The organism is Fibrobacter sp. UWT2, assembly GCF_900142545.1.
GTDB lineage: Bacteria > Fibrobacterota > Fibrobacteria > Fibrobacterales > Fibrobacteraceae > Fibrobacter.
This window is the reverse complement of the sequence record NZ_FRBF01000006.1, coordinates 88,242-109,461: the sequence shown is the minus strand read 5'-3', so window position 1 is coordinate 109,461 and position 21,220 is coordinate 88,242. Positions and strand designations below refer to the sequence as shown.

The following is a 21,220-nucleotide window of genomic DNA, read 5'->3' as shown; positions in this document are numbered from 1 at the left end:
AGGGCGGCCGTTTCCTTGCTTGCACCCGTCCGGGTGGGCTATGACCTTCGAGGTAGGGGGAACATACATTTCAAAGAGGCGTTATGCTCGACGAATTGCACGAAGAATGCGGAGTGATCGGCATTTACAATGGCGACACTGTCGTAAGGAATATTACCATGGGGCTTTACGCCCTGCAGCACCGCGGGCAGGAAAGTGCCGGATTCGCGGTCACTGACGGAGACAAGATTCGCGTCCGCAAGTCCATGGGGCTTGTATCGACCCTTCTCCGGGAACACGACATCAACGAATTTGACGGATTTGCAGGCATTGGCCACGTGCGTTACAGCACCACAGGCGCATCAACCTTGGCCAACGCGCAGCCGATTCTGGTGAGTTGCAAATGGGGCCAGATTGCAGTCGCCCACAACGGAAACATCACTAACGCCGCCGAGCTCCGTGCCGAAATGGAAGCCGACGGCCATATTTTTCAGACGACATCCGATTCCGAAATTCTTCTGCATGAAATCGCGCGCACCGAGGCCGCAGACCTAGGTGAAGCCATCAAGAAGGCCGTCACGAAATTTACCGGCAGTTTCTGCCTCGTATTCATTAGCAAAGACACCATGTACGTCGCCCGCGACGGATTCGGATTCCGCCCACTGTCGCTTGCACGCATGGGAAAAGCCTGGTGCGTCGCCAGCGAAACTTGCGCCTTCGACTTGCTGGGCGCCCACTACATTCGCGACATCCAGGCCGGCGAATTCCTGACCATCACCAAGAACGGGCTCCATTCCGAACGCTTCGTGCAAAAGGATCGCCTCGCCCACTGCATTTTCGAATACATCTACTTTAGCCGCCCGGATTCCAAGATTTTCGAGCAGAGCTGCGACAAGGTCCGCCGCAAAATGGGCAAGCAGCTCGCCAAGGAATGCCCCGTCGATGCCGACATCGTGATTTCAGTACCCGACAGCGCCACTACCGCTGCGCTCGGCTACGCCCAGGCGAGCGGCATTCGCTTTGAAATCGGCCTGCTCCGTAACCACTACGTGGGCCGCACTTTCATCGACCCCACGCAGAACGTTCGCGAACAGAAAGTCAAGCTCAAATTCAACCCCATCGAAGGCGTGCTTAAGAACAAGCGCGTCTGTGTCGTCGAAGATTCTATTGTGCGCGGCACCACGCTCAAGATTCTATCCAAGATGCTGCGCGATGCCGGTGCTTTAGAAGTGCATATCCGCATTGCATCGCCTCCGGTCGCACACCCGTGCTTCTTCGGCATGGATTTCCCGAGCCAAGGCGAACTTGCCGCAAGCTCCATGACGCCTGCCGAAATCGCCAAGATGCTCGGCGTCGAAAGCCTCGGCTACCTGAGCGTCGAAGGCATGAAGGAATGTACCGGCGAAGGCGAAAACTACTGCGCCGCCTGCTTTGACAACGACTACCCCGACTACATCGGAATAGACACGACAAAGACCCGCTGCGGTTAAAAGAAAAAGCGAGAGCATTTGCTCTCGCCTTTTTTATTTTCGTCTAAAGCCAAATTAAATCTGGTTATAAGTCCACTTGACGTGATCGAGCATAAACTCGTGAGCGTCAAAGGCAAGCCCGAACTGTTCCTGAATCTTGCTCACGTCAAACAGCATGGGTTCATCGCCCCAGCCAAGGTCAGTTTCCACGATTTTGGATTTGCAACCAGGCTTCATGGAAATCATCATTTCGGCAATTTCCTTCCAGCTCATCCAAACTTCACCAAGACCGAGGAAGATTTCTTCGTTCTTGTCGGATTCAAGGACGCTCATGTAAAGCTTTGCCTGCTGACTGGCATGAATGAACTGCGTGCCGTCATTCTTGATGATATTGATGTCGCGGTTTTCCTTGACGGCCTGTGCCATCGAGAAGAATCTGCGGTCCGGCTGCGAGCAGCCATCGGCCCAAGCAGGATTACCAAAGGTGTAACCAGGGCGAATAATGTTGCGGGTCATCTTGACTTCGGGGAACTGGGTTCCGTAGCCATGCGTAAAGCCAAGCACAAAGGCTTCGCCTGCGGCCTTGGTGGCACCGTAAAGATCCATCGGCAGGTTGCTCGTGATTTCGCGCATCGTGGGGCGCATGCGGCCCATAGCGGCCGTGCTACTCGTGTAAATAAACTTCTTGCAACCGGCCTTTGCCGCATTTTCAAGCAGCATCACCGTTGCGCGGGTGTCGTTAGCAAGCATCGTGCTCGGGGTATCGCCCCAGCCGAGAGCAATGTGAATGCAGGCGTCGCAACCCTTCAGTCCTTCAGCCATCAGGTCAAAATCAGTCAAGGCACATTCCACGAACGTAACCTTAGGATTTGCCTTGAGTGTCGGGACCTTATTAGGGTGCCTAGTCGCAATCACTACGTCGTGGCCATTTTCCAAAAGGGCCTTCACCACATAGTGACCGATGAAACCAGTACCACCTGTAACGAATACACGCATAACAACCTCTCTTTTCCCATAAGATACAAACCTTTTAAGAGCCAGGCAACTAAAGGAATTGAATTTACTACATTATTTGCATAAGTTTTTCAAGAGGTTTATTATGGCTCGTATGCGCGTATTAGTTTTAATGGGTGGCCCGTCCACCGAACATGATGTTTCCGTTGTCAGTGGCACGGGCGTTGTTCGCGCCATGAACCCGGATCGTTACAACATTCATCCGGTGCTTATCGACAAAGACGGCACCTGGCACTGGTCTTCCCGCGAACTTTCCCCCTACCAGAAGGACAACTTCTCGGTGAACTACTTCCGCGGACTCGAAGGCACTGCCGCAAACTGCAAAAAATCTCCGGCCCTTTCTGAGCTCCCTGATGCAGACATTGCATTCCTCGCCTTGCACGGCAAATGGGGCGAAGACGGACACATTCAGGCCTTGCTAGAAAACTGGGGCATTCCCTACACCGGTTGCGGCCTTTTGGCATCTGCTCTCGCCATGGACAAAGTAAAGACCAAGGAAATTTATAAGGCCAACGGTATTCCGACTCCGCCGTACCGCGTGATTTGGAAGCACGACTTCACCGGCGATACGCTCGTTTCCGTTTCTGATGAACTCGGATTCCCGCTGGTCATCAAGGACCCGCTTGGCGGTTCCTCTATCGGTATCGGCATCGCCAAGGACCTGGACGAAGCCGGCAAAATTGCCCAAGACTTGTTCAAGGATTCCAACCGCCTGCTCTGCGAAAAGTTCATTGCCGGCGAAGAAGCTAGCTGCGGCTACATCGAAGGCGAAAAGCCGCTGCCGCCGACCGAAATGCGCATGACTACCCGCGAATACTTTGACTTTGAAGCCAAGTACAACGGCGAATGCAAGGAAGTCACTCCGGCCGAATTCGAACCCGATCTGACGGCCCGCATCCAGGAACTCGTGAAGAACGCCCACTACGCCTTGGGCGGTGCTGGCTACAGCCGTACCGACGTGCGCATCACCAAGGACAAGCAGCTGTTCGCTATCGAAACGAACACACTCCCGGGCATGACACCCACGTCGCTCTTGCCGCAACAGGCTGCCTGCAACGGCATCACCTACAGCCAGCTCATCGACTTGATTATCGACAAGAGCCTCTACATCAAACGCTAAGTCACGGATAGCTTCATGCAATTCGACTTATTTGTAGATACTTCGCGCAAGGGAATTTCGATGGCGCTTCTGGAATCAGACGCCGCCCGCCCCCGCTATATGGAAAGCGTCGACGAATCGGCCCGCGGCGAAACCGCATCGGCCATGCTGGACGCACTCCTTGAAAAAACGGGAGCGACCCTCGACCAGGTGACCCGAGTCATGGTCACCCTCGGCCCAGGGTCTTTCAGCGGACTGCGCACGGGAGTCGCCTTTTGCGAAGGCTTGAGCTTTAGCGGCAAGCGCAAGCTCTACGGAGTTTCTACGCTGCAGGCCCTCTCCTGCTTCGCAGCAGAGCCCGACAAGGCAGCCGTAGTCATCCGCGCCCGCAAAGACTACTGGTACTTGCGCCTGAACGAAAAAGAAAGCTTCATCGAAACCGAGCAAGTGGTAAAAGCACTTAAGTCCAGCGACGTGAACTACGTCGTCGTCGACGAAAACGCCGCCAGCGACGAAACCTTGAAGGCCCTTTTCAGCGAAATCGGTGCAGCGACAGTCATCGACAAGGGCAAGCCCCTGAGCGATTGGGCAAGACTCTTCGAGCGAGTGGCCCCGAGCCTTATGCAAGAAGCGAACTACATCCAGCCCTCATATTTCGAAAAGTTGCACTGATCCACAGGAAGTTCCATGTCCATCCGCAAAATGAATTCCGCCGACATTCCTGCCGTACTGAGGATTCAGGGTGAACTTGCATTTCAAGACTGGAACGAACGACAATATGAGCTAGAAATCAAGGCGCCCTACACCTACGCCGTCGTTTACGAAACCGAAACAGGAATCGTAGGGTACGCCGTATTCCATTTGCTAGGCGCCGACTCCGAGCTGCTCTCTATTGCCGTAAGCGAATCGGCACAGCGCGGCGGAATTGGTTCACTGCTTTTACGCTCAGGACTTTCGCAACTGGATTTAGACAAGACAGATTGCTGTTTTCTAGAAGTCCGCGAGAACAATATTAAAGCCCGCCGCTTTTACGAAAGCCACGGTTTTAATTTGTTTGGAATCCGCAAGAAGTATTACGCCGACGGCGAAAATGCGGCGCTGTACCGCACCCAAGGAGCAAAAATTGACTAAGCTACCCACCAAGAAACAGATCAAGAAAAAGAAAGTCATTTTGAGTACCATTGCGGCCGCCGCCGTACTCCTCGTCATCGCCTTCTACTTGGTGATGACCAAGAGCGGCCATTGGCTTGTCGACGATGACGAATTCGAACATGTCAGCTGGATCGTCGTGCTCGACGGACAAACCGCCGACATGGAACGCATCGACATGGCCGCCGAACTCATGGCTAGCGGCAAAGCCGATTCCGTCTTGATTCTCGGGCGCCGCATCCTGCGCAACCGCAGCAACGCAGAATTCTATCTGGACGACTTCATGCGCCTCGGCAACTTCGACAGCAACGCAGTCTTTATCGCAAGGCACGATGACCCCTCCACCATGGACGAAGCCTACTCCATTATTCCTTGGCTCAAAATGCACAACGCCGACACGGTTTTGCTCCTCACCGGCGCCGCATCCACTTACCGCGTCAAGCGAATTTTTACAAAGCTTTCTGGCGAATCTCCCGTTTACCTGACCAAGGACGTTCACCATTACTACTACAATCCCGATTCCTGGTACACGCACCGTGAATCCCGCAAGGAATGGCTCCGTGGTTGGGCAGCTCTTGCAGCCTCTTACATAGACCTGCTCCCGTCTCACCCCATGAGCGCCCAGGATTCCTTCTACTACAAGCCTATCGTCTCGGCCAAGGAATTCGAAGCCGAAAAGAATCCGGTGGTAAACCTGCAATCCCTTTTGCCGAAGGTTCAGGAAAAAATCAAGGAAGCCGAAGCAGACACCACCGCCAAGGATACGACTGCAAAAGCATCTGCCAAAGAAGCCGTTAAAGATTCTGTCGTAAAGGAATCCGCTAAAGACTCTACATCAAAAAAAGATTCCAAGGAAACCAAGGAATCTAAAGAATCAAAGAAAGACTCGACCTCTAAAAAGGACGAGAAATCAAAAGCAAAGTAATGCAAGCACCGCTGTCAGCGGGGCGTTCCAGTTAATTGCCGTTTCGTTGCTCGCAAAAGAGCAGCGTTCGTCGGTGTACGAATAACCGGACAGTTCTCCCGGATAATGGGGAGCGCGGTGCATATCCTGACGGTCGCTGTTGATGCCTCCAACCAAAAGCCCCGGAATCGGTTCTTCGACGCCGTCGGAATGGCTTAAGCGATGGTGCGGATCTTTCGGAGAGCTCCAAGCGGAACCCGTCACAAAACTGACATCCACAGGATTGCGGCCATAAATAAAGTTCAACATTTCGCGGCACCAGAAATCCAGGGAGTTGCCACCCAGGCTCGGAGCCCAGCGTTTTACAATAGCCAGGGTAAGTGCATGGTTGGCAATATCGCCATTGCTGCCCCAAATAAACTTGCGTACCGGAATTCCGTAGGCATCGCCATTTTGCATGTCGACAATTTCACGAGCCGTCATGTTCAGCGTCGTGCGCGCATAAAGGCGGAATTCGCGGTCAAAGTCCTGCAAGGCAAGGGCTAGCCAGCCCAAGTTCTGGGTGTCACGCCAGTCAAGGCCCGACTTAGGCGGAATCACCTTCATGTCTTCAAGTAGCAGGGGGCGCAAGCTTTCGGCGGAAACTCCGTCTACTTCGCCGCGTACCTGCAACTCGCGGTAAAGCATTGCACGCGCCCAGAAAAATTCGTCTTCGGCGTGTTCGTCGCCGTAGCCGCCACTACCTTCGGTATTGTGCGGCCAATCCACAAAGGGGCGCGAAACGGCCCACTTATAGGCCTTTACCGCCGCTTGCAGGCAGCGTTCTGCGAACGCTGTATCGCGCTTACCATACACGCGCGATGCCGCGGCGAGAGCTCCCGCAAAATTCAGCGTCGATGTTGTCGACTTGCCTAAAATCATGCGCTTTTGCAACAGGTCGGAATCCGTAGGCGAAACAAATCCGTCCCAATGTTCAGGAGTCACCTTAAAAAATACGCCGCCGTCGGTGTCCTGCATTCGCAAGAAAAAGTCCAGTTCAAAGCGGATTTCATCCTTGAGGCTGTACATCTTGAGTCCGTCAGGCCCCACAAAGGGTTCCGTCGCATTGATCGCCTTATTTGTCAGGCTTTCGCATTCACAATCGCCAATCAATTCGCAGGCAAGCAAGAGTGTCGCCACCGAGACGCCACCATTCACAATATACTTGCCATAATCACCGGCATCGTACCAACCACCATGGGCGTTCCAGGTACCTTCGCGCTGCATGCTCGGGTGGAATCCGATATTGTCGTCTAAATGAGCTGCAGGCCTTGCCCACTTGCCCGCAAAATCGGCAGGCAGTTTCACACCGCTACGTTGGTAGTAAAAAGATTTGATGTTTGCAAGCAACTGACGACAAATCCAGTCATTCGATATTTCAAACGATTCCGTCTCAAAAAGGAGCGTCTCCTTCTCAGCGCCACCTTTTCGCAGAATTTGGATAAAGAACAATCCCGTTTCGTTAACGTCCGTAAAATTTCCCGACCAGAGAATTTCACCTGTGTACTCACAAACACCGGAATGCCCCAAAGTCCCCTCGACAAATGAGCCTTCCCATACAGCAGCATATTTCGTATACTGAAGTTGCCGTATTACACGAAAAAAATAATTATTCACATTACCACAATCAGGTTCAAGCTCCTTCGGGTTCACAAAGAAAATCTTTGCCGAATCAGGAGCATAACCGACATGGTTATAGCGAACAGGAATCTTCATATTACAAGAATAGCTTTTCATATGTCATTCCGGTGTTCCTGTGTATACAAATCTGTTTACCGCTGCAACCGACTAAAAGTCGTAATTCACTGCTGCAATTATATAAAAATCCTTATACTGGTCAGCCTTGTTATCCGGACGATAGTTGAAAATTGAACCTAATGTCCAATCTGTATACAAGGCCTGGGTGTGATGTATACGTAATTTTGCAGAAGCGTCGATATCGAGTTCCATTTCGTCGTAATCCTGGTCCTTGATCTCGTAGCTCAAGAAGTTCTGACGCAAACCACCCGACAGGCCCAGTTCCAAAAAGTCCCTGGAAAGTTCAATATCCATGTTATCCAAGAAACTCCACTCGAACTCGCGCATTTCGTTACGATTGTACACCTTGTAGCGGGGCGTCAACGAAACGGAATTCTTGAAGCCGTCCATCGTCGTCGTCAAAGAAATCGGGTAACGCTGTTCCAGGTAATCACTTCCGTGGAAATAGTAACCCAGAATGCCATAGGTTTCGTTCTTGAACCTAAAGCCAGAAATCAGGTTGTCTTGCTTGAATTCCGACATATCCGTAAAGGCCACCAAACCCGCCCCAAGTTTCAGCAAGTTCTTGGGGAACTTGAAAGAAAGCCCGAGTTCAAGAGTATGCTTCATCAGTTTTTCTTCGAACTGGGTTGCCAAATAATCTTCATCGACAAGTGCATAATACTGAGCCCAATGAGCCGAATCAATAACCGTCGTATCGAGCCCTTCATTCACCTTCACAGTCGGACGACCTTTAATAGCGTCAAACCACGGGTCATCATAAATACCCGAAGAGGCCGAGTAGTTGCCGTACAGGCGTTGCGGCGTGCTGCGGGTTCTGTAATTCAGGGCGTACTTGAAAGAAAGGCCGACCTTTTCATTCAACTTGAAGTCGTTCTTCAAGTAACCATCGTGAATATACAGCGTGCGCACCATATCCTGCTCATGCTTCTTGAGCCAATCGTCATCGGCGCCCGTAAGGCCCCACTGGGTACCTTCACCCAAGCCGAAGATATTGTAATCGTTGCCTTCTCCGGCAGCGTTTTCAATATTCAAGGTATAGCCAAAGCCCAAGTTCCAGAAGTCATAAATCTTATGCTTCAAGTTACCACCAATCATGCGGGTATTCTGCAACAAGTCTTCGGAACCGGGGCTGTAATATTCGGCACCCACATACCTGAAGAAACCTTCAATAGAAGTCGTCGGATTCGACCACTGGTAAGATCCGGCAAAAGCCCAATGTTCATGGCCCCAGAATTCACCATGAGAAGGCCTACTGTCTTCGGTCTGCAATGTCCTCGCCACCCTAGAAGCTTCCTTCAAAAGGGCCTTCAATTCGGCGCGCATCTCAGAAGGAGTCATCATGGCATTTTCACCAAAAATCTCATTCAACTCGGCAGGCGTCAAGGAATTTACCTGGTTCACGTTACTCATCAGCTTATTCAAGAGCGCAAAATTCGACGGATCCAGTCCCGCTTCCGAGAACACCTGATTTACCGCCCTGATTTTAGCGGCATTCAAGGTATCGGCTCCACCTACGGCAACCTGGCCATTCAGCTTGATATCGCCAGGGTAAACCAGCCAGTTACCATCGGCAAAGAAGGCTCTAGATGTCACCAGGGGTTTTGCCGTGTTGGTTTCGGGAGACATGCCGTCCCTCATAAAAGGATCTTCCAGGTAATCCTTGCTGGCCACAAAGCCCAAGGTTCCGTTAAAGCGACGGTGCATATTCCAGCGGATACTTCCGCCGGCTCCGATGCGCTGGGCCTCGGCTTCACCATCATCAATGTAATCCTTGTACACATCGTAGTTGCGCTTGCCCTGAATCTTGGGAGCATTCATTTCGCCCGCAAAAGCCGTACCGACGAAAGTCGGGATGTTGGCCGCATTCTTGAGCAGCGACAGTTCATACAAGCCACCAAAAGCGTTCATGCCAGACAGGTAAATCTCTCCCCCGTTCGCATAGAAATCACCGAGGACCAAGTGCTGCATATCGTCCGTATAGCTGGCTTGCAACTGGTAAAGCTTAAGGTTATCCCAGGAATCGCTTGAAGCATCCAAGAGGAATTCCATCGTTGCTCCCGTAGGAGACTTCATCAACAAGTTGGCATTCCAGTTGGTAAAGAATCCCGGAACCTGGAAGTAGTTGATGTAGCGTTCGCGCGGAAGCACCGTATCCTTATCGGACACGTACTTTTGGCCCGAAGAATTGTGGCGCATCAGCACCTTGTGATAGCCCATTTCAACGCCTACGCTACCCGAAATAGACCAGACAGAATCCGCAGAATCGTCCTGGTTGCCTGCAAATTTTTCGGTATTTGCGTAAGGATTACGGGGCTCGTCGCCCAGCATACCCGTATAGTCGTTCATATTATTCGCAAGCGGTCTCTTGTTGTCTTCCAACGCCTGGCGAATTTCTTCAGGCGGAATGTCCTTGGAAACAAGGCCGATTACGTTATCCATAATCAAGGAATTTCTCTGCTTCAAGTTGTTGTTACCAAAGTCGAGAATGGCTACATCGTTAGATTCCAAGTGAACGCGTTTCATGTTCACCACGGCATTTTCGCCGGCAACCAAGGCAATCTTGTTTTGCGTCAAATTGGAACCATCGATATCGATTTTGGCATTAGAGGCCGCCCACACGCCCACATTGCGACCATCTTCAACCGTTGTCCACTTCATCGCCAAAGAGGCGTTGCGGACATAGATGGCAGTGCGGCCAGCGTTCTTGATAACGCCATCGCGAACTTCCAAGGAACCGCTTTCAACCGCATAGCCAAACTGAGCATTCTTGATATGGGTGCCTTGAGTTTCGCAAGACTTGTTTCCCGTAATGGAAATACCGTTCCAATACTTGTCTTCTTCTGCAGCGGTCATCACCACCGGATTATGGCTCTCGCCCATCACCGCCAAAGAACCACCACGGACATCAAGACCCGTGCCTTCGTTAAAGTAAATCTCGGTTCCCGCTTCCACGACCAGGGCTTTGCCTTCGGGCACCACTAGGGTCTCGTTCACCAGGTACGGAGACTTGTCTTTTTTCAAGAAACCGGATACTTCGCCTCCAATCACGCTCCCTTGCTGGAGGGCCGTATCAACGGCAAAAGCACTCACGTGGAGTGCTGCCATAGAAAGTACGCCTACAAACCAATCCCTAAGTTTCATCAATGAACCTCGTAATCCTTCTTAGCCTTCGATATATATCCGCTCTTGTGAACGACTTCGATATCGAAATGGTTTCTCGCCCCTCGCGTTAGCGACACTGGAATCTGGTAATCCAGGTTGTGAATCTGCGATAGCGATTCTTGCAAAATGACCTTGCCGTTTTGTCTAACAGTTACCTTGTACAAGTAATCAGGATCATTTTCAGGAATTCGAATTCTAAACTGGAGCGTCTGCGTAATGCGATCCGGAATATCCTGCGGCGGAGGCGGGACCTTCAACACTTCCTTTGCGGGACCCAGGACTTCTACCGGGAATCTCTTGTTCGGGTAGCAACCCATCTTCTTGGTGACTTCAGCCTTGTTCGACGCCAAGTCTTCAACGCGGACCACATATTCATGGCGGCCCTTCTGCAGTTTCAGTCTCTTCTGGGAATTCTTGGTCACCGTTTCTTCGCTCAACTTGCTTCCATCCGCTTCCATGACCAGGATACCGGCATCATTCTGAATTTCACCGACCATCACGTTGGCAATACAGCGCAAAGAGTCATAAGAAATAATCGATGCCGTAGGAGCCTTCGTATTCACGTCGACGCAAGCCTTGTTCACCATCAAGTCAATGGACTTGGAACTGGTCACACCGGCGCCCTTGAATTCAAGAGTTGCCTTTTCAGCTTTCCAGAGACCGTTATCGTCGTTGACCACGACCTTTTCAGAGAAGGAATGAGCCTGGCCATCGGCAGCGCGGATCAAGTTGCTAGAGGTATAGGAATTGCCCACCTTCAAGACCAGCGTGGCAGATTCATCAGAGGTTCGGTAAGAGCCGTCAACCACAAGACCGTCTTCGCAAATTTCCACCGGCGAAACAGTGCTTACGATAAAGCCGTTCTCGGGAACCGTTGCGGCAGCCTGCTTGGCTTCTTCTTTCAGCTGAGCCTGGAATTCAGTATCGGCTTTTTCAAGTTCAGCCTTCAAAGCCTTCGTCGACTTGGACTTGTCCGAAAGAATCTTCGAAAGACGCTTCGCGAAGCGGGCTTCACCAGAAGAGGCCAACTTCACCACCACCAGGGAATCCGTTCCGAAAGTGGTTTCGCCAGCGACAATGGACACCAACTGGTCAGAACCGTTGGGCTTGATTTCCAGCTTACCCGTTTTCAGGCCCGCGAAGAAAACACCTTCGCCGCCAATATAGCCTTCGGTACCGCGAATCGATGCAGTTGCGGTTCCCGTCTTGAAGATGAACTTAGACTTCTTGTTTTTGAGTTTATGTACGGCGAAATTCAAGAAACCCTTTTCCACGTCGATCATGGTTTCGAAACCGCCTTCGTCGTTGGGTTCAAAAAGACTTTCCATTTCGACAATCGTCTTTTCGCCAATCTTGATGGAGCTTCCGTCAGGGAGTCGAATCACCACTTCGGATTCTGCGCCCGTACGCACTTTATCGGACTGATAAATCTTGGCACCGTTACCGAGAGGTTTCCACTGACTCTGCTTGGCCTTCCAGCGATCGACTTCGTTCACAGGCATGCTTGCGGTACCGACAGAAGGACCCGAAAATGCCATCGCAGGCACTACGGCAAGAATAAACAACGAGCGTAAAAACGTTTTGCGTGAAACGGAAATTCTGACCATTGTAAGCCCTCTTCTCAATCTCTTAAAAAATACCCTTTTTTTTCGAAAAAAGCACTCACTTTTTTTGCCTGGTGATATAAATCAATCTCCCCCCGAGCCGCTATTTCTAGCCACCAGCAAGCTTTACCGTGTACCCACGCTTTTCCAGCTCCGTTTTAAGCAGATTGCGCTTGTCACCCTGGATTTCGATGGCAAAATCCTTGACAGAGCCGCCTACCCCGCACTTTTGCTTGAGTTCACGGCCAAGTTCCTTGAGTTCGGGTTCATCCAAAGGCACTCCGGTCACCACGCTCGCCATTTTACCGCCACCCAAACGCTTTAAAAGAATACGGACCACGCCGTCACCCTGGGGGCGCTCCGCCTTAGGTTTTTCTTGCTTGACACGACCACCAAGAGCCGTCGAATATACCAGTGTAGAACGTTCTTCAATACTCATACTTAGAACTTAGAAATTTTCTGTATAAATAGGAAATGCCCGCTGTTCATTGGCGGGCATCTCCTACATTTTCAATTATTCAACTTACTTGTTTTTCGGACGACGGTAACCGAAGGACTTCAAGAGTTCGTCGCTGTTCTTGACAACGTCACCCTTGCGCTTGGTGGTTTCGCCGTAGCCATCACCCTTGTTGTGATCCGGATCGTAGGTGCCGTCCGGAATCGTACAACGAGCCTTGGAACGGATATTGGCCTGAACCTTGTAGACGAAGGCGCCGGTAGCATACTGCTTGCCATTGTCAGCCCTTACAAAGCCGTCCTTATCCGGTTTCATTTCGAAGTACATTTCAAGGAGACCGGCGTCATCCGTGAAGCTCGGGTCATTCAGTTCCTGAGTGAAGCTGAAGTAATCCACGAAGTTGCCCAGCGAGGTGTAGACCCAGATCTTGGCGTTCAGCTTGATGTCAAACAGGTTCACCTTGCTTGCATCGCTACCGATCTTGAAGCCGTCTTCGCAGTATTCTTCAACGTATTCTTCAACAGTGATCTTGTGGCTCTTCTTGGAGTTCGTACGTTCGAGAGCGATCATTCCATCCGGAGTAATCAAGTCGTCGAGCGTTGCGAGGCCAGAAATAGCGTCGATCACCGGCACCTTGATATCCATAGCGAGGGTCGGGCCCAAGTGCTTGGATCCGGATGCACCCGGATACGGTTCCTTACCGCTACCTTCCTTGGTCTTGAAGTCGCCACCAATCAAGGTTTCCACTTCTTCGCCCGTAGTCGGGTTCCTGATGCTCACAGCAAAGGTTTCACCCTTTTCAGGCGGGTTGATAGCATAGTATTCTTCGATCTTTTCTCTCGAGATCTCGGTCACCGGCTGTTCAACAGAAATGTCAACATCCTTGCTGTCCTTCATGTACACATACACCGTAGCAGAGGCTTCGTTACCGGCCTTGTCGCGGTAGATACGGATAATCGGGTTCGGACCCTTAGAGAGACCCTGGAGCGTCAAGGTATCCTGAATGACACCGTCAACAGTCCAGACAACCTGCACAGAGTTCGAGCGGATAATTTCCTTGTTGGTCGGCGAAAGGATTTCCACCTTCGGAAGCACCTGGTCAACCACGATGAATACGGATTCCGTTGCGACGTTGCCATACTTGTTTTCGTAGGTGTAGGTCACAGAGAAGCCCATATCGCCTTCGGGGCTCTTGACCGCGTTGCCCTTCTTGTCGACGAAGTACGAAATCGTCCTGTCGTTGCCAAGGGCATCCCTGGTCGTCGTGGTAATCGTAAACATACCTTCGTTGGTCGTGTAACGGCTGGTAGTCTTGGAAGAATCCTTTTCGGTAGGAGCAAACACGGTCTTGGAAGCACCCTGTTCCATTAGTTCGCCAGACGGACCCTTCACGAAGATTTCACCAGTCAAAGCGTCAGCCTGGTAAGAAACTTCGACGTCCTTACCATTGTTGCCGCCGACCCTGGTCTTGTAGGTCACGGTAATCACTTCGACAGAGTCAACCTTGCCCTTGTCGTTGATCACCGGCACCTTGACGGGGTTACCCTTCTTGTCGGTCAGGTAAGAAATCGTCACGGTGTCCTGGCCAACGATTTCCTTGTAAGAGAACTTGATCATGTCGGAGTTCACCGGAGTTTCGGTCACCTTCTTGCCGGTTTCATCGCGCATCAGCTTGGAATCGGCAATCTTGCTAACCTTATCGAGTGTACCCTGAGAAACGGTAACCGGATCAAGGTTCACTTCGATAGCAAAGGAAGTATCCTTCTTACCGGCAGGATCCTTAATGGACACCCAGATAGAATCCTTCATCGTATTGATGTAGATGTTGGTGTCGCCTTCCATGTCTTCCACAAGAGTAAACACGTTTTCTGCATCAACCAGCGTGGGCTTGCCAGTCACGGTCACAGCCGGAATAGCGTCGCTGAAGTAGATTCTTACCGTATCGCTACCCGCATGGTCCTTGGCCGGGTTCTTCCAAGAAATGACCACAACAGAATCCTTCGCAATGTTCAGATCAGTCATGCAAGTATCGTAACCATCTTGGTTCCAGCAGATTTCGCGGATCGGATGGTTGGTGTAAATCGTTTCAGGATCTTCCCAAGTCTTCTTATCGGAACTTGCTTCCGTAATCTTGACGTTGGTCCATTCTTCGATGTTACTGATATTGATCTTGACCTTGGCGGTATCGGCGAATTCACCGTCATCCACCTGGACAGTCACGTAGTAGCTGTTCTTGGTTTCGTAGTCGAGGGAATCGATCAAGGTCAAGGCACCCGACTTCGGGTCAATCTTGAAGGTGGTCGTATCACCGTCGATCAGCGTATAAGTCAGTTCGCGCTTCTTCGGATCCTTATCCGGATCGGTTGCACGCACGGTATCGATAACCGTACCCGGCTTGGTGTCTTCCTTCACCGTGATCGTCTTATCCGTAATGGAAGGCGGTTCGTTCACGTCGTGAATGTTGACCTTGACAGTCTTCGTGACCGTAATCGGTCCATCCTTAGCCGAGATCAACTGGCACTTACACTTTTCGTCGTACAAGCTATCCGGAATATTCACCATGTCAGTGATAGATACCTTGAGGTCGATCGTCGGATTCTTTTCGAAGTCAAGACCCGGGCACTTGCTATCGCTGATAGTCACGACACCCGTCTTCGAATCGATTTCGAAGCAGCCAATCGGATCGTCAACAATCTTGAAGGTCATCACAGAATCGAAGCGGTCAATGTCATCCCACTTGATCGTATCGACAACGGTACCCTTCGGCGAGTTTTCATCAACACCGATGGTATCGGTCAGAATCTTAGGCGGTTCGTTCAAGTCAATCAGCTTGACAGGAATCTTCAAGTCTGTATAGACAGTCTTGAGGGTCGTATCGCCATACGTCATGTACACCCAGTACATGGAATCCTGGCCGCAGATATACTCACCATTTTCGCAGTCAAGCACGACATTCGCGCGAATCATGACTCGCATCAAGTCCGTAGAGTCCTTGTCGAGCCAGAACAAAGCGGTATCACCACCCGTCATCTTGAAGCCGTTATCGAACAATTCCGGATTCCTAGACATCGAGTCGATATCGCTCGGGTGTTCCACGTGGCCAAGGGAATCGTTAATATGGTTGTTTTCGGTAATCACGAGCGGCCAGACATCGAAGAGCGGCTTTTCGTTTTCATCCGTCACGCGAATCTTACGATAGAGAGTATCGGCCAAGCCCTTCGGGTCTGTCACGACAATGCCCATCGTGTATTCCGGATCCGGATCATCACGAGAAGTTGCATTTCTAAGTGTTTCGTAGTCAAGCAGCTTTTCGTCCTTGACGCGCACCGTAATCACATGCTTTACAGAATCGTAAGCAATCGTAAAGAGGTCGGAGCCCTTCGTGCTCACGCCCGGAATTGTCGTACCAGCATCGAACCAAGTTACCTTAGCACCAGTAGCATGGTTGGTATCTTCGTCAGCAACATGATACTGGAACAAGATCATACCCGTCGGAGTAACGATCTTCTTAGTACCATTCGGATTATCCGGATTTTCCCTGATACCAATGGTAAGGATAGAATCCTTGCTCTTGACGCCACGGTCTGTAGTATCGCAGACGGCAACGCAAAGCGTATCGGAATCGTCGTCACCATCCGGAACAGGACCATCGACAATGATCGTCGGCTTTTCGTTGACATCCTGGATGTCGACAGTCACCTTAGCAGTGTCATAGAGGCATGCACCATCATACTTGCCAGAAGATGCGTTCAGTTCGCAGTTCGAAATCAAGACATTGAACACGTACTTATGCACGGCAAGTTCGTAATCCATCTTGGTCGGATCATTCACCACAACCTTGTTGGAGTCCATCACGAAGGCATAGGTGCTGTCCTTACCGATAATGGAGTATTCCAAGTGGCCAAATTCCTTGACATGCTTAATATCCGGTTCAGTAACATCAAGCTTACCAACGACAGTACCCTTCGGCAGATTTTCTTCGGGTTTCAGGTCGGCATCCTTTGCGCTCGGAGCTTCGTTCACGTCGACAACTTCGATAATGCGACGGATAGAGTCACCCATACCGGCAGGATCTTCAGGATCGCTAACGTAAATCGTGAGCTTGTGAATGTCGCTGACAGTTTCGTAGTCAAGCTTGCTGCCATCCTTTACGGCAACCACGACTCTCCACTTGCCACCGACCTTCTGCATATAAATCTTGAACAGGCTGTCAGCGCCAGAGGCATTCGTATTCTTGAAGTATGCGTACAGAGAATCCTTATGGCCAGTTCCGACGTCTTCGTCAGCAACTAAGTAGTCGATAATCTTGTAACCGGTCGGAACATTTTCCTCTACCGCAAGAGTCAAGACAGAGTCATGGGTATGGACACCGGTGCAATTCGGGCCCTTGCAGAGCGAATCCACAATGTCGTGGCAATCCGGGCCAGTGCATTCCGTGCAACTATCACCCTTACAATCAGGAATAATGATTGTCGTTTCGGGAACATCGGTCACAGAAAGCAATACGCTAGCTTCATCAAACAAGCAATCATCCGTTCTCGGATACGAGGGTTTTTCGGCATTCCACGTCGAAGAATCAATCGGGCAGTTTGTGACACGAACTTTAAAGGTAAAGGTCGTATCCGGTTTCAGGGCTTCGTAGTTAAGGGCACTTGCATCCGTCACCACAATTTTGTTAGAATCCATCTTGAACGGAATAGTTTCACCCGGAATCGGAAGAATTTCGTATTCGAGATGGGCAAAAGCCTTGATATTGATCTTATCGAGGTCAGAAGCGGAAACAGTACCGGCAACCTTGCCATTGGCAAGATTTTCTTTAATGGTAAGAGTTGTATCTGCAACCGCCGGCTTTTCGTTCACGTCGACAATGTAAATTTCGCGGTCAATGTAATCGGTCTTACCATCGGCATCCGTAACCGTAACCTTTACGTTGAATGTCTTCGGATCCTTTTCATAGTCAATATTGCTCTTGACAACAATCTTCAAGGTATCATCCTTCATGATAGCATCGAAGAAGTCGGCAGCCTTGCCACCAGTCGTATTGTCCTTAAGAGACGGCGTCATAGTAGCAATCTGACCCAGATCCGGATCCTTCACGATAAATTCGTGAACGACGGTTGTCGCGGCAGAGTTTTCCTTGACATAGTACGGGCCATTACATTCTTCAGGAGTATCGGTATCCTTACATTCAATGGTAGGTCCTTCCGGCACGTTCTGGATTCTTACCGTAACCAACTGCGTTGTTTCCAAGCAGTTCTTGGTCCACGAGTTATCAGAAGCCTTTTCGCAGTTTTGGACCTTTACCGTGAACTTGTAAACAACATTATCTTCATGATTCATCTTCGATGCATCATTCACATAAATGGTAGAATCCTGTGTTCCCTTCATCGTAAACGGAACCGGGTTAGATGCATCTTCAACAATAGAGAATGTCGAATGTCTGAAATCAGCATTCAAAACATCCGGATCAGTCGTGCGAACGATACCGACAGGATCATTTACCTTCAGGTTTTCCTTCGGATACAAGGTAAACTTATCCCTTGCTGCCGTACCCGTATAACCGTCATTCTTACGATCAAGACTGTCTACAGTCGGCTTTTCATTCACATCCTTAATACTAATGGTACGAGTAATCGAAACAGATTTTGAATCGGCATCAGTAACAGTAATCTTGACGACATATTCAGATTCAACTTTTTCATAGTCAATATTACTCTTAACCTTAATGTTCAAAGTATCGTGTGAAATAACAGCCTTGAAATAATCTGCAGCCTTACCACCCGTCTTTGTATCAGCAATAGATGCCTTAAGCGTGGCAAGCTGACCAATATCAGGATCTGCCACATGGAATGCATGGATTACAGAATCAATCTTGGAATTTTCAATTGCAGTGTACGGGCCAGCGCAATCAAGATCATCAGTAAAGCACTCTAGAACAGGATCTTCGGGAACGTTCACAATCTTTACGGTCACCTTATGGCTTGTCGTCAAGCAATTCTTTGTCCACGAACCATTTGTTGCCATTTCACAGTTGTCAACTTTTACGGTAAACGTGTAGACGCTATCCTTAGTTTCATAATTCATCTTAGAAGCGTCATTGACAACAATCACAGAATCATTCATCGTGAACGGGATACCCGTTTCAACGATAGAGAAAGCCAAATGACCGAAAGACACCGCATTATAAACATCAGGATCCACGGCATTAACAAAACCAACAGTATCGCCTAACTTTGATTTTTCCTTAATTTTGAGAGTATCAAACGCACCCGCCGTGAGAGCCAACTTAGGATCATAAATTCTATCAATTGTCGGCACTTCGTTCACATCAAGAACATTGATTGTACGAGTCGTAGAATCAGTAACAGTAGCGTCATTCTTCAAACGGAATGTCACCTTGAATGAATTCTTTGAATTCTTAGTCAAAGCTTCATAGTCAAGCGCGCTTTTAACCGACATCTTAATGTAAGCCGTATCATAAACGTCCGGATCATTGCGAGCTTCCTTTACCAATTCAAAATTAAACAAGGTTTGAGCTGCAGTTGCATCGTCACCATCAATAACAAGATCAAACTTGTCTCCGTCAGCAACATCAACTTTCACATTCTTGATAGGAATGCTATCAAAGACAATATTCTTCCCTGTATTTTCTTTGACATTGTATTTCTTTACATCATCATTAAATTGAGGACCACCAACGTCCTTAATCGTCAACACAATGAAACCATCATGAGAACCATCTTCAAGCGTTGCACCCGTCAGGCCCGTGATCCAAATTTTGAATGTTTCCAATCGGTCAAGACCTTTACCCTCAGGAGTGTATTCATCCTTAGTTGCAGTCAATGTTATCGGAGTACTCATTGACGTTTCACCGATTTCAAAACTACCCGGTTTGCTTGTAGCGCACTTTCCCGTACTTGCATTGTATAACGGAATATCCGAATTCTGGATATCATCACGGGAAGCTAAACCAGAGGTTAAATCGGTTTTAGAGCCTTCAAACTGGAAGCAATAGTTAAAGTCAATCTTCAACTTAGAAGGCTTGTCCAACTGGATTTTTACGACATTCGGAATACCTTCAATCAAATATTCGCTATCATCCGCAGCCTTGGGCAACTTCACCTTAGGATTGTCATACGGAACAAAGCGGAAACCGGAACCGTCAAAGTTAGCGTTAATCTGAACAAATTTTGCAAGGAGCTGACCAGCCAAGGTCATCTGTTGTTCAATAATAATGCTATCCCCAGCAATAAAAGAGCCCTGCATGGAGTCCACCGGAGTTAACGCACCCCAATGGATTTTTCCCGGTGTATAAATCAGCAATTCACCACCATAATCTTTATTTTCAAGCGTTGTTGAATGATCTACATGCCATTTAGAAGAAGTTACCGTTTGCGTTTGACCATTATATGTAACATCTACATTTTGCTCCCCGTCATAACCATAAGCAGCGTCCCAATGTCCTGTTTGGTCATTACCCACCCATGCGACATCCTCATCCATATAAACGATACGAACTTTGGGGTGAGCCGTACCAAATTCAATGTTGTTCTGGACCAAAACTCGCGTTAAACGTCCGCCTTTAGGCATTCTAACAACCAAGACACTAACATTACTAAACGAGAGGCCTTTGATATAGTAGTCATATTGACCAGAGCCTTTAGGAACATCAATAACACCAACGGAGTTATTCATCGAAATTGCGTCATGCAATGTATAACTGCTAGGATACTGGAATTCCGGAATAGTCAAGTCCTGATGAAACTGCGGAACTTCTTTGACCGGACAATCTCCATAAGATCCCGATTTACCACCAGTTTTACCTGTAACATCAGTATCATCTGTGTATAGATTACCAACAACCGCTTTTTCATAAAGCGCGGGTATAGTCCCCTGAATACACTGAGTTCCCTTAAGAACGTTTGTACCGCCAAAATTACCCTGTTTAACAATTGATTCCGTAACACGCACCGGACCGGTTGAAAAGGCATCATCACCATCGCCCAAGATAATGTTACCACCAATCATGATGGGACCGCCAACAATGTGAACATTGTTGCCAGACATATCAAAATTACCTTTGGCCGTACCAAACCAACCTACAGTATCCGTAACACGAATATTTCCACCAATGAAAGAGATCCCCTTTTCACCGAAGACCTTATACTTCATCATTTCTTCCCAATAATCCTGCTGGGATTCATGAGTACTACCTCCATTGGCAAAATGGAACGGTTCAAGATCCGCAGCAAAAGCGGGAACTGCCAATGCAAGAGCAAGGCCGAGTTTTTTCATTATGCTTTTTCCAAACCACATAATAAACTCCTAAAAAGTTCAGTGTATACAATACACCCCTATATTTCACCACCATAAAGATACAAAACTTTTTTAATTATTACAATAGTAATATCGCATAAAATGTTAATAAGTTGTTATTTTACGTAAAAATTTGCGTATTCTGAGTTAAAAACGACATTTTTGCGTGACGTACGACACCCCCGACCGGAGCCTCCAGTCAGCCCTCGAACGAAAAATTTCATTTACAAGCAAACTATTTCAAAAAAATTCATATAAATTACACGC

11 protein-coding genes are annotated in these 21,220 nt (G+C 49.2%); 5 read left to right on the top strand and 6 right to left on the bottom strand.

Translation table 11 applies throughout. From position 1 onward, the window contains the following. The first annotated feature begins 83 nt into the window (after window positions 1-83). Window positions 84-1,469 carry an amidophosphoribosyltransferase gene (gene purF, locus BUA40_RS05935; RefSeq protein WP_072799483.1) on the top strand — a complete coding sequence of 462 codons (1,386 nt, stop codon included), beginning with the start codon at window positions 84-86 and terminating at the stop codon, window positions 1,467-1,469. Window positions 1,470-1,523: 54 nt separating this feature from the next. Here purF and BUA40_RS05930 read toward each other — a convergent pair whose 3' ends face one another. Continuing rightward, a complete protein-coding gene (locus BUA40_RS05930; RefSeq protein ID WP_072799481.1) occupies window positions 1,524-2,444 on the bottom strand; it encodes an NAD-dependent epimerase/dehydratase family protein in 921 nt (306 codons plus the stop codon). Between the two features lie 103 nt (window positions 2,445-2,547). Between BUA40_RS05930 and BUA40_RS05925 the strand changes: the two genes are divergently transcribed. Genes BUA40_RS05925 through BUA40_RS05910 form a run of 4 tightly spaced genes read left to right on the top strand, consistent with a single transcriptional unit; the run spans window position 2,548 to window position 5,635 of the window. Then, a complete protein-coding gene (locus tag BUA40_RS05925) occupies window positions 2,548-3,582 on the top strand; it encodes a D-alanine--D-alanine ligase family protein (protein ID WP_072799479.1) in 1,035 nt (344 codons plus the stop codon). Between the two features lie 15 nt (window positions 3,583-3,597). After that, window positions 3,598-4,233, top strand: a complete 636-nt coding sequence (gene tsaB, locus BUA40_RS05920) for a tRNA (adenosine(37)-N6)-threonylcarbamoyltransferase complex dimerization subunit type 1 TsaB (RefSeq protein ID WP_072799477.1) — start codon at window positions 3,598-3,600, stop codon at window positions 4,231-4,233. A gap of 15 nt (window positions 4,234-4,248) precedes the next feature. After that, window positions 4,249-4,692, top strand: coding sequence for a ribosomal protein S18-alanine N-acetyltransferase (gene rimI / locus BUA40_RS05915; RefSeq protein ID WP_072799475.1), 444 nt, complete (start codon window positions 4,249-4,251; stop codon window positions 4,690-4,692). Continuing rightward, window positions 4,685-5,635, top strand: a complete 951-nt coding sequence (locus BUA40_RS05910; RefSeq protein ID WP_072799472.1) for an ElyC/SanA/YdcF family protein — start codon at window positions 4,685-4,687, stop codon at window positions 5,633-5,635. Before rimI ends, BUA40_RS05910 begins: the two co-directional genes overlap by 8 nt. On the opposite strand, the gene BUA40_RS05905 is transcribed toward BUA40_RS05910, so the two are convergent. From BUA40_RS05905 to BUA40_RS05885, 5 genes are all read right to left on the bottom strand, one after another. Continuing rightward, window positions 5,621-7,369 (bottom strand): glycoside hydrolase family 9 protein, encoded by a 1,749-nt coding sequence (locus tag BUA40_RS05905; protein ID WP_072799470.1) that lies wholly within the window; start codon window positions 7,367-7,369, stop codon window positions 5,621-5,623. The genes BUA40_RS05910 and BUA40_RS05905 overlap by 15 nt on opposite strands. 72 nt (window positions 7,370-7,441) lie before the next feature. Further along, entirely contained in the window at window positions 7,442-10,555 is a 3,114-nt protein-coding gene (locus BUA40_RS05900; RefSeq protein ID WP_255369224.1) for a right-handed parallel beta-helix repeat-containing protein, read from the bottom strand. Beyond that, entirely contained in the window at window positions 10,555-12,183 is a 1,629-nt protein-coding gene (locus tag BUA40_RS05895) for a FecR family protein (protein ID WP_072799467.1), read from the bottom strand. The genes BUA40_RS05900 and BUA40_RS05895 overlap by 1 nt, the downstream gene beginning before the upstream one ends. 106 nt (window positions 12,184-12,289) lie before the next feature. Next, entirely contained in the window at window positions 12,290-12,619 is a 330-nt protein-coding gene (locus BUA40_RS05890) for an SUI1 family translation initiation factor (RefSeq protein WP_072799465.1), read from the bottom strand. 84 nt (window positions 12,620-12,703) lie between these two features. Further along, complete coding sequence (locus BUA40_RS05885; RefSeq protein WP_083585301.1) at window positions 12,704-20,953, bottom strand: cadherin repeat domain-containing protein; 8,250 nt, start codon at window positions 20,951-20,953, stop codon at window positions 12,704-12,706. Window positions 20,954-21,220 lie beyond the last annotated feature (267 nt).